The following is a 14,599-nucleotide window of genomic DNA, read 5'->3' on the forward strand; positions in this document are numbered from 1 at the left end:
TCGACCGGGAAAGTGCGCTAGCCGCCGCATTCCGGGCTGCCTACGCTGAATTCTGCGCACCGGAACCCAAATGCCTCGGGAGTCTCCAGTGAGAACAACGAGAATCGTGTTCTGCGCCTTGGTCGTCCTCGGCGCCACCGGCCTCGCGCCCGCCACGGCGGCGTCGGCGGGACAAAACGCGTTCACCTTGTCCAGTACCGCTTTCGCCAACGGCGGCGTCATGCCGAAAGTCCACGAGTGCACCAGCGGCGGCGGGCAGGATCCCGCCAAGAGGAACGAGTCGCCCCCGTTGGCCTGGTCGAGCGCTCCCGCGGCGGCCAAGAGCTACGCGATCGTCATGCGCGACCTCGACAACGCCAACCTCATCCACTGGGTCATCTACGACATCCCGGTGACCGCGACCTCGCTCCCCCAGAACGTCGAGCACGCGTACCGGCCTTCGGTGCCCGCGGGCGCCCGGCAGATCTACTACCGCGGAAGCGCCAGCCTCTACGGCTATCAGGGACCGTGCTCGCCCTCGACGGTGAACACCTACGAGTTCGTCGTGCACGCGCTCGACCGGGCTTCGCTGACCGGCTTGACTTCCAGTTCGTCGACGCAGACCGCCGCCAGGGCGATCACCGCGGCCTCGCTCGGCACGGCGAGGATCAGCGGCGAGTCGTAGCTCGGTGACATCGGCGGCATACCCAGAGCCATCCCTTGATCAGTCCCGAGTCCGCGGCCGGAGGCGGGCTGATCACCCGTGGCAAAATCGGCCCAATGCAGATCGGGATGCTCGGCCCTTTCGAGGTTCGCACGGATGAAGGCGTCCTCGCCGACGTGCCGGGCGCCCGGCTGCGCGGGCTGCTGATCGCCCTCGCGCTCGAACCGGGCCGTGTGGTCCCGAAAGCGACGCTCGTCGACTGGATCTGGGGCGAACAGCCGCCCGCCGACGCGACGAATGCCTTGCAGCGCTTGGTTTCCCGGCTGCGAAAGGTGCTGCCGGAAGGAGCCGTCGAGGGACAGACGGACGGCTATCGGCTGAAGGTGGCGCCCGACTCCGTCGACGCCGTACGGTTCGAGCGCCTCGTCGGCCAGGCTCGGGGCGACGAAGAACCGAAACGGCTGCGCGAAGCCCTCGCCCTGTGGCGTGGCGCGGCCATGCAGGACGTCGGTTTGCAAGACAGCGAGGCGTTCGACGCGGCGGTCACCCGGCTCGACGGACTGCGCCTGACGGCGTTGGAAGACCGGTTCGACGCGGAGATCGACCTCGGCCACGGCGCGAAACTGGTCACCGAACTGACCGACCTGGCGGCCGCGCATCCCCTGCGCGAGCGGCTCGTCGCCGCGCTGATGCGGGCTCTCGCGGCGACGGGGCGCGACACCGAAGCGCTGCTCGTGTACCAGCGCACCAGGGAAGCCCTGGCCGACGCGCTGGGCGTCGACCCTTCGCCGGAGCTGTCCGCGGTGCACGTCGCGCTGCTGCGGGGCGAGCTGGGACGGCGCGAGGAGAACCGCAAGACCAACGTGCGCGCCGAGCTGACCAGTTTCGTCGGCAAGGACGCCGATGTCGCCACGGTCCGCGAACTCGTCACCGAACACCGGCTCACCACTTTGATCGGGCCCGGTGGGTCGGGAAAGACCAGGCTGGCCACGGAAACCGCGCGAACCCTGCTCGGCGATCTGCCGGACGGGGCCTGGCTGGTGGAACTCGCGGCCATCGGCGTCGATGGAGATCAGGGGGGCGGGCCCGAAGGGCAGGGGGGTGGGAAGAACATCGCCCAGGCGACGCTCGCCGGGCTCGGGCTGCGGGACGCGCTGCTCGGCGACTCGCCGAACGCCGAACCCATCGAACGGGTCATCGCCGCGATCCGCGAGCGGGAAGTACTGCTGATCCTCGACAACTGCGAGCACGTGATCGAGTCGGCGGCGGCCTTCGCGCATCGGGTGCTCGGGGAATGCCGCCGGCTGCGGATCCTGGCGACCAGCCGGGAACCGCTCGGCATCACCGGCGAGGCGTTGTGGCCCGTCGTGCCACTGGGCGTACCGGACCGGCACGCCGGTCCCGGCGAGATCGAATCCTCCCCCGCCGTCAAGCTGCTGCGGGACCGGGCGGGCGCGGTGCGCAAGGATCTCGTGGTCGACGAGACCACGTTGGCCACGATGGCCCGGGTGTGCCGGGTGCTCGACGGGATGCCGCTCGCGATCGAACTGGCCGCGGCGAGACTGCGCACGATGTCCATCGACCAGCTCGCCAACCGGCTCGACGACCGCTTCCGCCTGCTGACCGGCGGCAGCCGCACCGCGTTGCCCCGGCACCGGACGTTGCGCGCCATGGTCGACTGGAGCTGGGAGCTGCTGACCGAAGCCGAACGGACGGTCCTGTCCCGGCTCTCGGTGTTCTCGGGCGGGGCGAGCCTGGAAGCGGCCGAGCGGGTCTGCGTGAGCGAGGCCGTCGAGCAGTACGAGGTGCTCGAATTGCTCACCGCGCTGACCGAAAAGTCGCTGCTCGTCGCCGCGGGCGACGAAGCGCCGCGCTATCGGATGCTCGGCACGATCAAGGAATACGCCGAACACCGGCTCGCCGAAGCGGGCGAAACGGCGCTGGCGCGCGAGGCGCATCTCGCCTACTTCACCGAGCTCGCCGAGGCCGCCGAGCCGATGCTCCGCCGTACCGAGCAGCTGGAATGGCTCGCCAAGCTCAACGCCGAGCACGACAACATCAGTTCCGCGATGCGCGGCGCGCTCGCGGCGGGTGACGCACCGTCGGCGATGCGGCTCGCGGCGGCCTGCGGCTGGTACTGGTGGCTCAGCGGGCACCGGGCGGAAGGCATGGAGCTGGTCAGTGCAGCCGTCGAAACGCCCGGCGAGGTACCCGACGGGGTCGGGGCCGTGGTGTACGGACTCGTCTCGCTGTTCGTGAGCTCCGGTTTCGCCGACGAACACACCGCGGCGAAATGGATCCACGAGTCGTACCGGCTCAGCCGGACCATCGAAGCGAATCACCCGCTGCTGGGTCTCATCGTCCCACTGGAACGCATGCTGCGGGGCGATGAGACGTTGTCCGCCTGGGAACCGGTACTGGAGGACGAAAACGCCTGGGTCCGCGCGCTGGGGAGGCTGCACCTCGGCAAGATGCGGATCACGCTCGGCCACCCCGGACCGGACGCGGAAACGTATCTCGAGCGTGCGCTCGCCGAGTTCCGCGCCATCGGCGAACGGTTCGGGATCTCGTTCGCCCTGACCGAACTGGCGGACCGGCTCGCCACGCGCGGCGAATTCGCCACCGCGTGCGAGTACTACGAGCAGGCGGTCACGGTCGTGGCCGAGGTCGGTTCCGTCGAGGATCTCATCCGGTTGCGGTCACGCCAGGCGCAGCTGTTCTGGCTGCTGGGCGACGCGGACGCCGGCGCGGCCGCCGCGGCCGAGGCGGAGCGGTACGCCGAACGGGTCACCTGGCCGGGGGCGCTGGGCATGCTGGCCCTTTCCCGGGCGGAACTCGCCTACTGGCGCGGGGAAACCGAGGAAGCCAAGCAGCAGCTCACCCTCGCGACGAGCGTGATGGGCGAGGAAGCGGGGCTCGGGCACGTCCGCGCCATCACCCACGACCTGCTGGGGTATCTCTCCGACGATCTCGAGGAAGTCCGCGCGCACCGGGAGTCGGCCTGCCAGGCGGCGGCCGAGGTACGGCACGTGCCCCTGATCGCCCACATGCTCGTCGGCGTCGCGGACCTCGCTCTGCGCCGCGACGAGCCCGAGCAGGCCGCGCGGCTGCTCGGGGCGGCCGACGAGCTGCGCGGGCTGCCGGATCGCTCCCACCCGGACGTGACGAGGATCGAGGGCACAGTGCTGCGCCGCCTCGGCGAAGCGAAGTTCGCGGAGGCGGCGCAGGAGGGCAGCCGGACGGACTGGAAGCACTTGGTCGAGGTCACGCTCGCTTCTTGAACGTCGAGGACGCCCACAGGTAGCCGGCGAGCGCGATCCCGGCGCACCATCCGAGGGCGGGGATCACGTCGCCCGCCGCCGGCCCGCCGTTGAGCAGGCCGCGCAGGGTCTCGATGATCGGGGTGAAGGGCTGGTACTGCGCGAACTCCCGGAGTCCGGGCCCCATCTTCTCGGCCGGCACGATCGCGCTGCTGAAGAACGGCAGCATGATCAGCGGCACGGAGGCCATCCCCGCGGTTTCCGGGGACTTCGCCGCCAAGCCCAGCGCGACCGTGAGCCAGCCCGCCGCGAAACCGAGCAGCACGACGATCCCGACCACGCCGAGCCACTCGAGGAAACCCGCCGCAGGGGAGAAACCCAGCAGGAAGGCCACTCCGGTGAGCGCCGCGATGGCGACCAGGTTGGTCAGCACGCTGGCGATGACGTGCCCGGTCAGCACCGCGCCGCGAGAGACGTCCATGACCTTGAAGCGGTTGATGATGCCCTTCGTCATGTCGGAGTTCACCGCCGTCGCCGTGGCGCCGAGCCCGTAGCAGACGGCCAGCAGCATCAAGCCCGGCGTCGCGTAGTCGATGTAGTCGACGCCGACGCTGAACGCGTCTCCGAACACGTACACGAACATCAGCATCATCACGACCGGCATCAGGATCGCGTTGAAGACCGAGGTCGGGTTGCGGGTGAGATGTTTGAAGTTGCGGCGCAACATCACCAGCGAAGGCGATTTGGCGCTCATGGTGTGAGTGGTCGTGGTCTCGGTGGTCGCGGTCCGGGTGGTCACTTGGCTGCCTCCGTGCTGTGGCCCGTCAGGGCGAGGAAAACGTCGTCGAGATCAGGGGTGTGGACGGAGAACTCTTCGGCCGCGATCGCGTGCTCGTCGAGCGTGTCCAGGAGCGAGCGCAGGGATTTCGTCCCGCCGTCGCTGGGGACCCGCAGGGCGAGCGCCTCGTCGTCCCGCGTGGAGCCGGGGAAGATCCGTGCCGCCGCGTCGAGTTCGGCGACCGTGGTGAACCGGAGCCGGACGTGCGTGCCGGGCATCTGGCGCTTGAGTTCGGCGGGGGTGCCGCTGGCGACCAGACGGCCTCCGTCGAGGACCGCGATCCGGTCGGCGAGCTGATCGGCTTCCTCGAGGTACTGGGTGGTGAGGAAGATGGTCACGCCGCCGTCCACCAGCTCGCGGATGATCGACCACATCGTGCGGCGGCTGCGCGGGTCGAGCCCCGTGGTCGGCTCGTCGAGGAAGATGATGCGCGGATCGCCGACGAGCGTCATCGCCAGGTCCAGTTTCCGGCGCATCCCCCCGGAGTAGGCCGACGCAGGCTTCCGCGCCGACTCCACCAGGTCGAACCGCTCCAGCAGCTCGGTCACGACCCGCTTGCCGCCGGAGGCCCGCCGGTTCAGGTCCACCATCAGCTGCAGGTTCTCCTGCCCCGTCAGCAGTTCGTCCACCGCCGCGAACTGGCCGGTGACCCCGATCGCCGCGCGCACCGCCTTGGCCCCGGTCGTGATGTCGTGCCCGGCGACCATCGCCGTCCCGCCGTCGGCCTTCATCAAGGTGGTCAGGAGGTTCACCGTCGTCGTCTTGCCCGCCCCGTTCGGGCCGAGCAGGGAGAAGATGGTGCCCGCCGGGACATCCAGGTCGATGCCGTCGAGCACGACTTTGTCGCCGAAGGTCTTCCGCAGCCCGGAGACCGTGATCGCTGAATCTTTCATGGGACTCACTGTGGGCGGCCCGGCTGACACGCCCCCGCCACGGCGCTGACACGGGTGGTGTCAGCGCCATGTCAGGCACGTGTCAGGCCTCGCACGAAAGGTGGTCGTCACAACCACCACGAAAGGCGAACCCGATGACTCAGACCGTCCCGCAGGGCCTCCCGATGCAGCGCGACGCGGGTCCCTTCCACCCGCCCCGCGAGATCACCCGGCTGCGCGACGCCCGCCCGGTGAGTCCCATGGTGTTCCCCGACGGTCACGAGGGCTGGCTCGTCACCGGCTACGACGAGGTCCGGCAGATGATGGCCGACACCCGGTTCAGCTCGCGCCAGGACATCGGCATCCTCCACCTGCCCTACGAGACACCGGGGATGCCCGCCCAGACCGAACCGTCCCCGCCGATGCCGGGCATGTTCGTCGCCATGGACCCGCCGGACCACGGCCGGTTGCGGAAACGACTCACCGGCGCTTTCACCGTGAAGCGGATGAAGCAGCTCGAAGAGCACATCGTCGAGATCACCGAACGGCAGCTGGACGCGATGGCCGACCTCGTCCCGCCGGTCGACCTGGTCAAGGAGTTCGCGCTGCCGGTGCCTTCACTGGTGATCTGCGAACTGCTCGGTGTCCCCTATGAGGACCGGGAGAACTTCCAGGCCAACTCCGCCCAGCTCATGATCAGGGACCAGACGCTGGAAGAGAAGATGGCCGCGTTCATCGGGATGAACACGTTCCTCACCGAACTGGTCACGCGCAAACGCGAGACACCCGGCGACGACATCCTGTCCGACCTCGGCCGCTACGAAGACCTCACCATCGAGGAGCTGGCGGGCGCCGCGTTCCTGCTGCTGCTCGCCGGTCACGAGACCACGGCCAACATGCTGGCACTGGGCACTTTCGCGCTCCTGGAGAACCCCGGCCAGCTGGCCGAACTGCGGGCCGACGCGGAACTGCTTCCCGGTGCCGTGGAGGAACTCCTTCGGTATCTGTCGGTCGCCGACATCTTCTTCCGCTACGCCACCGAAGACCTCGAACTCGGCGGCGAAACGATCCCCGCGGGATCGACCGTCGTCGTGTCGCTGCTGGCCGCCAACCACGACCCGCGGCGCTTCACCGACCCCGGCACCCTGGACATCCACCGCAACGCCCGCGGCCTGTTGTCCTTCGGCCACGGCGTCCACCAATGCCTCGGCCAGCAGTTGTCGCGGATCGAAATGCGCGCGGGTTTCGAGGGACTGCTGCGGCGTTTCCCCGATCTCGAGCTCGCCGTCCCCGCCGACGAGGTCAAGCTCAAGACCGACATGAACATCTACGGCGTGCATGAATTGCCGGTCACTTGGGGGGAATCGGACCGGTAGGAGTTGGTCGCAGGTCCGTGAAGGCCTCCTTGCCTACCCTGAAGGTAGTGAAGGAGGCCTTCACGGACTACGTGACACCCGCCGGCCCCAGCAGTCACGGGCGGCGGCGCGTGAAGGGCCCCTTCCCCCGAGTACATGAAGGCCCCCTTCCTGTACCTAGGCGCAAGGAAGGGGGCCTTCATGTACTGCGGGGGCGAGTGGCTAGAACCCGAATCGCCACTCACGACCAACCGGACCCTGCGCGATTCGTCGGCGGATGCTGCACGATCGGGCACGAAAGGACTTCGTCGCGTTCGCGGCGTCGTCCGTTCGGACCAGCGTGCGGCAACGTCGCTATACCTTCGTGTAATGACCGAGATTCGCGGCGGGCCGCTGCGGCCATTGGTGACGTTGCTGAAGGAATTGCCGGGCGATCGGCCCGTGTTCACCGATGCGCACCGGACCCTCACTTCCGGGGAATTGCTGGACTCGAGCGGCCGGTTGGCGACGGGGCTGGGAATCGCCCGCGGTGACCGGGTACTCGTGCACCTGGGCGGGCGCGTCGAATTCGTCGAATACTGCCTGGCGGTGCTGCGGGCGGGCGGAATCGGCGTTCCGGTGAGCACGAGGTCGACGGCAGCCGAATTGACGCGGCTGGTGGACGACTCCGGCGCCGGCCTGCTGGTCACGGAGCAACGGCACGCCGCGATCGTGCGCGAGCTTCAGTCCGAGCGGCCTCGGTTGCGGGTGGTGTTCGCCGAGGACGAGCCGTCGCCCGCCCGGGGTGAGCCGCGGGACGACCTCGGCCTCGACGAACCCGCCTGGCTGCTGTACACCTCGGGCACGACCGGCCACCCCAAAGGCGTGCTGACGACGCAACGGGCGGTCCTCTGGTCGTCGGCGGCCTGCTACGGCCCGATGTACGGGATCTCCGGCGCCGACACCGTTCTGTGGCCGCTTCCGCTGCACCACGCGTATGCGTTGTCGCTGGCCTTCGCCGGGACGATCGCGCTGGGCACGCACACGAGGATCGTCGGCCACGATCTGCCGGGAGCGCTCGCGGCGCATCCCGGCAGCGTCCTCGCCGGTGTCCCGGCGACCTTTCTGAACCTGCGGCAGGAGATCCGGGATTCCCTGCCCGCGCCGCGCCTGTGCCTCTCCGGGGGCGCGCCCTGCACTCCGCCGGTCCGCGCCGCTGTGCGGGAACTGTTCGGCATCCCCGTCCTCGACGGCTACGGCAGTACCGAGACCAGCGGCAAGATCGCCGTCCAGCTCCCTGGCGAGGACGAGCTGACTCCCTTGCCGGGGATGGAGATCCGCGTCGCCGACGGGCAGGTCGAGGTGCGGGGTCCCGGCGTGGCACCGAGCGCCGAAGGAGCCGACGGCTGGTACCGGACCGGCGACGCGGGCAGGCTCGACGGAGGGCGGCTCACGATCGACGGCCGGGCCGACGACGTCATCGTGTGCGGCGGCCAGAACGTGCACCCGACCGAGATCGAAGCGGTCATCGCCGAATTCCCTGGCGTGGACGACGTCCTCGTGACGGGAAGACCCGACGAGGTCCTCGGGGCCGTACCGGTGGCGTTCCTCGTTTCCGGCTCCGCCGAGCCGGACCTCGGCGAGGTGCGGCGCCTGTGCCACCGTCGGCTGTCCCCCTTCAAGGTTCCGGTGGCCTTCCACCGGATGGAGAGCCTTCCCCGGACGCCGTCGGGGAAAGCGAAGCGGAAGGCGTTGCGAGTCCCCCGGCCCGACGACGTCGAAGCGCTGGTGCGCGAGGCGACCACTGAACTGTGCGAGGACGACCTCGGCGAGCGATGGCGTGACCGGCCGTTCGCCGAACTGGGTCTGACGTCGGTGGGCGGCGTGCACCTGCGGCACCGGCTGGCCGACGCGACCGGCCGCGACCTTCCCCAGTCGCTCGTCTACGACTTCCCGACCCCGGCGGCGGTCATCGCCGAACTGGAACGGCTGCTGTCCGGGGAAATCCGGCCTGCCAGCAAGGAAACCACGCCCGCTCGCGCCGACGAACCGATCGCCATCGTCGCGACGGCGTGCCGGTTCCCCGGCGGCGTGACCTCGCCCGAAGACCTGTGGAACCTGGTGGCGGGCGGAGTCGACGCCACCGGCGACTTCCCGGCCGACCGGGGCTGGGACCTGGCGGCGCTGTACGACCCGGACCCGGGCCGGATCGGCGGGTCCACCACCCGCCGCGGCGGATTCCTTTACGACGCGGCGGACTTCGACCCAGCCTTGTTCGGCATGTCCCCGCGCGAGGCCCTGGCGACCGACCCTCAGCAGCGGCTGCTGCTGGAGACGTCGTGGGAGCTGTTCGAACGCGCCGGTCTCGACACCGCCACGGTGCGGGGCAGCGACACCGGCGTGTTCGTCGGGGTGATGCACGAGGACTACGCGAGCCGCTTCGAAGGGCATCAGCTGGAAGGACGGCTGGGCATCGGGTCTTCGCACGCGCTCGCGTCCGGCCGGATCTCCTACACCTTCGGCTTGACCGGCCCCGCGATCACGGTCGACACCGCGTGCTCCTCTTCGCTGGTCGCGCTGCACTGGGCCGTGCGCGCACTGCGGGCCGGGGAATGCTCGCTAGCCGTCGCGGGTGGCTCCACGGTGATGTCGACGCCGCGTACGTTCCTCGAATTCAGCCGCCAGCGCGGCCTTTCCCCGGACGGCCGGTGCCGCTCCTACGCGGCGGGCGCGAACGGCACGGCCTGGGCCGAAGGGGCGGGTGTCCTGCTGCTGGAGCGGCTGTCGGACGCCCGCCGGAACGGGCATCCGGTCCTGGCGCTGGTGAGCGGCTCGGCCGTCAACTCCGACGGGGCGTCGAACGGGCTGACGGCGCCGAGCGGGCGGGCGCAGCGGGCGGTGATCGCGTCCGCGCTGGCCGACGCGGGCCTGTCGGCGATGGACGTCGACGTCGTCGAAGGGCACGGCACCGCCACCCCGATCGGCGATCCGATCGAGGCGGAGGCGCTGATCGCCGCGTACGGCGGCGGACGCGACCGGCCGTTGTGGCTCGGGTCCGTGAAGGCCAACATCGGGCACACCCAGGCGGCGGCCGGGGTGGCCGGCGTGATCAAGATGGTGGAAGCGCTGCGGCACGGGCAGTTGCCGCCGTCGCTGCACGCCGAAGATCCGAGTCCGCGTGTCGGCTGGTCCGCGGGTGACGTGACCCTGCTCGCGGAAGCGCAGGACTGGCCCGCCGGACCGAAACCCCGGCACGCGGGGGTTTCCGCGTTCGGGATCGGCGGTACGAACGCGCACGTCGTCGTCACGGAAGCGCCACCGCCGATCGACGCCGGACGCGCGGCGTCCCTCGCGGCGCCGTGGCTGCTGAGCGCCGCCGACGAGGGCGCGCTGCGAGCGGTCGCCTCAGGGCTGCTGGCGACGGCCGGTGGCCGGGACGCGAACGACGTCGCGTTCACCCTCACCACCCGCACCCCACTGGAACACCGCGCGATGGTCCCGTCCGGCGATCTCGCCGCACTGCGCGCGCTCGCCACGGGTGACCGCCGCGGCCGGACCGTGCGCGCCCCGGCGACCGCGGCGTACCTGTTCAGCGGGCAAGGCGCACAGCGCCCGGGAATGGGGAAAGAGCTGTCGGACGGTTTCCCCGTGTTCCGCGCGGCGTTCGACGCGGCCTGCCAGGCGCTGGGTGGGCAGGTCCGCGACGTCGCGTTCGACGGCGGCGACGCGCTGAACCGGACCGACCACGCGCAGGCCGCCCTGTTCGCGTTCGAGGTCGCCCTGTTCCGCTTGCTGGAATCGTGGGGTGTCCGGCCGGGCGTCGTCGCCGGGCACTCGATCGGGGAGATCGCCGCCGCGCACGTCGCCGGTGTCCTGTCGCTCGAAGACGCAGGGATCCTGGTGGCCGCGCGCGGCCGTCTGATGGCCGCTTTGCCGCCCGGGGGCGTCATGATCGCGGTCCGGGCGGCCGAGGACGAGGTCGCGCCGCTGGTCGGGGAATTCGCCGACCAGGTGGCGATCGCCGCGGTCAACGGCCCCCGATCCCTTGTCCTCTCCGGAACCGAGAGCGTGACGGAAGCGATCGCGGCCCAGTGGCCGGGTTCCACGCGGCTGCGCGTCAGCCACGCGTTCCATTCGCCGCTGATCGATCCGATGCTCGCCGAGTTCCGCGAGGTCGCCGCCGGGCTGACCCACCGGAGCCCGGAGACCACGCTGGTCTCCGGGCTGACCGGCCGCGCGATCACCGGCCTCGGCCCGGACCATTGGGTGCGGCACGCCAGGGACACGGTCCGGTTCGCCGACGCGCTGGACGCCGTGGCCGCGGCGGGAACCGGTATCTGCCTGGAGATCGGCCCGTCGGCCACGCTCAGCAGGGTCGCGGGAGCGGTACTCCCCGCGGTGTCCACTATGGACACCGAGCAAGGAGTACTGGAGGCGGTGGGCGAACTGCACACCGCGGGAGTGCCGGTCTCGTGGCGAGCGGTGTTCGACGGCGGTTCCCGCCTGCTCACCCTGCCGACCTATCCCTTCCAGCGCGAGCGTTTCTGGCTCGACCCGCAACCGCGCCGGAGCCCGGAAAGCAGTGGGCACGCGATGCTCGGTCCGGCGCTGGTCGCGCCCGACTCGCCGAGGATCGTGCACGGCGGCTCGGCGGGCGTGCGCGCGCACGGCTGGCTCGCCGACCACGTCGTCGGCGGCACGGCGCTGTTCCCCGCCAGCGCTTTCGTCGAGATCGCCTTGCACGCGGGCGAAGCGAGTGTGGCCGAGCTGACGATCGAGGCACCGCTGCGGCTCGGCAAAACCGCCGACGTCGCGCTCCAGGTGGTCGTGGACGGGACCCGGATCGACATCTACGCCAAGGACGAGGGCGACTGGACGCGTCACGCCACGGGCCGCCTGGCCCCGTCCGACGTCTTCGCGCAGCCGTGGAAGGGCGAGTGGCCGCCTCCCGCCACCGAACCCGTCGATCTGGACCGGGCCTACGCGGTCCGCGAGTACGGTCCCGCCTTCCGTGCGGTGACGGGCCTGTGGCAGGACGGCGACGAACTGTTCGCCGACGTCGCGCTCCCCGAGGGCGTCGACGGCCGGTTCGGCATCCATCCCGTGCTGCTCGACGCGGCCGTGCACACCTTGGCGCTGGCCGAACCGGCGGACGCCGAAGTGCGCGTGCCGTTCCTTTGGAGCGGCGTCCACGTCTTCGCCCCCGCCGCGCGCAGGGCTCGAGTCCACTGTGTACGGACAGGTCCCGGCGAAGCCCGCGTCGAACTCTTCGACCCCGATGGAATGCCCGTCGCGGTGGTGGAATCCCTGCTCACCCGGCCACTTCCCGCCGAGAGCACGATGCTCTACCGCCCGCACTGGGTCCCCGTCCCGGCCGCGCGCGCCGACGACGTCCGGATCATCGACGGCGACGACGTCCGGACCGTGCTCACCGCGCTGCAGGACACGGTCCCGCGCGGGGAACGCACGGTCGTCGTCACCCGCGCCGCGACCGATCCGGCGGGAGCGGCGGTCTTCGGGCTCGGGACAGCCGCCTCGACCGAGTACCGCGGCCTGGTCACCGTGGTCGAAGCCGGCGCCGAAGTCCCCGTGGAGAAGGTGCGCGAACTCGTCGGCGGCAACCCCGAACCCCAGCTGGCGATCCGGGACGGCGTGCCGCACGCGCTGCGGATCGCCCGGACCGCGCCCGCGCCCGCCCGGCCGATCGATCCGGCGGGCACCGTGCTGATCACCGGCGGTACCGGTGCGCTCGGCGCAGCGCTGGCCCGCCATCTCGTGTCCGCGCACGGTATCCGGCATCTGCTGCTCGTCAGCCGTCGCGGCCTCTCCGCGCCGGGCGCGGAAGAGCTCCTCCGGCTGCCCGCCGACGTGCGGATCGTCGACGGCGACATCGCCGATCCGGCCGTCGTCCGGCAGCTGGTCGACTCGTGCGATCCGCCGTTGACCGCCGTCGTGCACTCCGCGGCGGTCGTCGCCGACGCCGCGTTCACCGCGCAGACGACCGCGGGGCTCGACACCGTTTTCCGCCCGAAGGCCGACGCCGCCCAGGTCCTGCACGAGGCGACCCGGCATCTCCCGCTTTCGGCTTTCGTGCTGTTTTCTTCCCTGGCAGGCACTTTCGGCAACGCCGGGCAGGCGAACTACGCAGCCGCGAACCGCTCTCTCGACGCGCTGGCCGTCCGACGGCGCGCCGAAGGCCTGCCCGCCACGTCGATCGTCTGGGGCCTCTGGGATCTGGAGGCCGGGCTCGGCTCGCTGATTCCCGACGCGGCGAGGCATCGCATCCAGTCCTCCGGGGTGGCCGGGCTGACCCTGGAGCAGGGGCTGGCCCTGTTCGATGCCGCGATCGGGCATGCCGAACCGGTCCTGATCGCCGCCCGGCTCGACCCCACGGCCGCCGGCCTGCCGCCGATCGCCGACGGACTCGGACGCCCCGCGTCGAGACCGGCGCCGCCCTCGCCGGACCGGCGCTGGCCGGAGCGACCCTCGGAGGAGGAACTGCGAGACCTGCTCCGCGTCGAGCTCGCCGAAGTCCTCGGCCACCAGGATCCGGACACGATCCCCGAGGACAAACCGTTCACCGACCTCGGGCTCGACTCGCTGGCCGTCATCGACCTGCGCACCCGGCTCCGCGACCTGACCGGGCTGGAACTGCCCGCACGTGTGCTGTTCGACCACCCGACGGTCATCGAACTCGCCGGGCTCCTGCGCGAACGGCGGTCAATGTCTGGCTGAGCGTCAAGGCGGAGAGGGCGACGGCGAATCCGGTGAGCTGCCAGCCGGTGAGGGTCTGGCCGAGCACGAGAAACCCGGCGGCGGTGGCGACCAGCGGGTTGGTCAGCGTGAGCAGGGAGACCGACGCCGGGGCCAGGCGGTCGATGCCGCGGAACCACAGCGGATACGCCAGCGCGGTGGTGACGATGCCGATGTAGCCGTAGCCGAGCAGGTTCGCGGTCGTCAGCGAGCCGGGGAGGCCTTCGAACAGGAGCGTCGCCGGGGCGAGGACGAGACCGCCCAGGGTCAGCTGCCAGCCGGTCATCGCCAAAGGATGTTCGGGACGGCCCCATTTCTTGGCGAGGACCAGTGCCACGGCGACGAGTCCGACGGCGCCGAGCATGGCGGCCAGGCCGAGCGAGTCGAGCCGGGCCTCCGACGAGAGCGTCAGCAGGGCGACACCGCCGGCCCCCGCGATCGCCGCGAGCAGGATCGGCGCCGGTGTCCGGACGCGAAGTACCGGTAGCGCGAGCAGGGCCACCATCAGGGGTTGCAGGGCGCCGAGGGTCGCGGCGACCCCGCCGGGAAGGCGGTACGCGGCGAGGAAGATCAACGGGAGGAAGGCGCCGAAGTTGAGCATGCCGAGCACCGCCGTCTTCCACCACCAGGAGCCGTGCGGGAGCCGCCTGGTCAGGGCCAGCAGGAGCAGCCCCGCCGGGAGCGCCCTCAGCACGGCGGCCAGCAGCGGCCGGTCCGGGGGCAGCAGGGTCGCGGTGACGACGTAGACGGTGCCCCAGCTGGCCGGTGCCAGCGCGGCGAGCCCGGCGTCGCGAAGATTCGGTCTCGCGGATGACGGCTCACCTGGGACGACGGGCCGCTCGGCGATGATCGCCATGATGTCTCCTCACTGATAATCTCAACGTTGAGATAACAACAGC

The 14,599-nt window shown here is 70.8% G+C and carries 7 protein-coding genes; 4 read left to right on the plus strand and 3 right to left on the minus strand.

The window, feature by feature from the left end; all coding sequences use genetic code 11:
- The first annotated feature begins 106 nt into the window (after positions 1-106).
- The gene (locus ACLJRM_RS29500; protein WP_410664931.1) at positions 107-664 is read left to right on the plus strand and encodes a YbhB/YbcL family Raf kinase inhibitor-like protein; all 558 of its coding nucleotides are present in this window, start codon (positions 107-109) and stop codon (positions 662-664) included.
- Between the two features lie 95 nt (positions 665-759).
- Positions 760-3,924, plus strand: a complete 3,165-nt coding sequence (locus ACLJRM_RS29505; RefSeq protein WP_410664904.1) for a BTAD domain-containing putative transcriptional regulator — start codon at positions 760-762, stop codon at positions 3,922-3,924.
- On the opposite strand, the gene ACLJRM_RS29510 is transcribed toward ACLJRM_RS29505, so the two are convergent.
- On the minus strand, positions 3,908-4,657 hold the full coding sequence (locus ACLJRM_RS29510) for an ABC transporter permease (RefSeq protein ID WP_410664932.1): 750 nt from the start codon (positions 4,655-4,657) through the stop codon (positions 3,908-3,910). The two genes, ACLJRM_RS29505 and ACLJRM_RS29510, sit on opposite strands and share 17 nt — an antisense overlap.
- Positions 4,658-4,698: 41 nt before the next feature.
- Positions 4,699-5,634 carry an ATP-binding cassette domain-containing protein gene (locus tag ACLJRM_RS29515; protein WP_101612812.1) on the minus strand — a complete coding sequence of 312 codons (936 nt, stop codon included), beginning with the start codon at positions 5,632-5,634 and terminating at the stop codon, positions 4,699-4,701.
- A gap of 134 nt (positions 5,635-5,768) precedes the next feature.
- Between ACLJRM_RS29515 and ACLJRM_RS29520 the strand changes: the two genes are divergently transcribed.
- Both ACLJRM_RS29520 and ACLJRM_RS29525 read left to right on the plus strand, forming a co-directional pair.
- Positions 5,769-6,989: a cytochrome P450 gene (locus ACLJRM_RS29520; RefSeq protein WP_410664905.1), complete on the plus strand. Its 1,221-nt coding sequence runs from the start codon at positions 5,769-5,771 to the stop codon at positions 6,987-6,989.
- 348 nt (positions 6,990-7,337) lie between these two features.
- Positions 7,338-13,682 (plus strand): SDR family NAD(P)-dependent oxidoreductase, encoded by a 6,345-nt coding sequence (locus ACLJRM_RS29525; RefSeq protein WP_410664906.1) that lies wholly within the window; start codon positions 7,338-7,340, stop codon positions 13,680-13,682.
- Here the strand turns inward: ACLJRM_RS29525 and ACLJRM_RS29530 are convergent.
- Complete coding sequence (locus tag ACLJRM_RS29530; protein WP_101612809.1) at positions 13,633-14,556, minus strand: EamA family transporter; 924 nt, start codon at positions 14,554-14,556, stop codon at positions 13,633-13,635. The genes ACLJRM_RS29525 and ACLJRM_RS29530 overlap by 50 nt on opposite strands.
- Positions 14,557-14,599: the final 43 nt, after the last annotated feature.

Source organism: Amycolatopsis sp. lyj-84 (assembly GCF_046549075.1).
In the GTDB taxonomy this organism is placed as follows: domain Bacteria; phylum Actinomycetota; class Actinomycetes; order Mycobacteriales; family Pseudonocardiaceae; genus Amycolatopsis.

Excerpts from the sequence above, each read along its gene's own strand:
- ACLJRM_RS29505 (WP_410664904.1), top strand. The coding sequence starts at position 760 with ATGCAGATCGGGATGCTCGGCCCTTTCGAGGTTCGCACGGATGAAGGC.
- ACLJRM_RS29510 (WP_410664932.1), bottom strand. The coding sequence starts at position 4,657 with ATGAGCGCCAAATCGCCTTCGCTGGTGATGTTGCGCCGCAACTTCAAA.
- ACLJRM_RS29515 (WP_101612812.1), bottom strand. The coding sequence starts at position 5,634 with ATGAAAGATTCAGCGATCACGGTCTCCGGGCTGCGGAAGACCTTCGGC.
- ACLJRM_RS29520 (WP_410664905.1), top strand. The coding sequence starts at position 5,769 with ATGACTCAGACCGTCCCGCAGGGCCTCCCGATGCAGCGCGACGCGGGT.
- ACLJRM_RS29525 (WP_410664906.1), top strand. The coding sequence starts at position 7,338 with ATGACCGAGATTCGCGGCGGGCCGCTGCGGCCATTGGTGACGTTGCTG.
- ACLJRM_RS29530 (WP_101612809.1), bottom strand. The coding sequence starts at position 14,556 with ATGGCGATCATCGCCGAGCGGCCCGTCGTCCCAGGTGAGCCGTCATCC.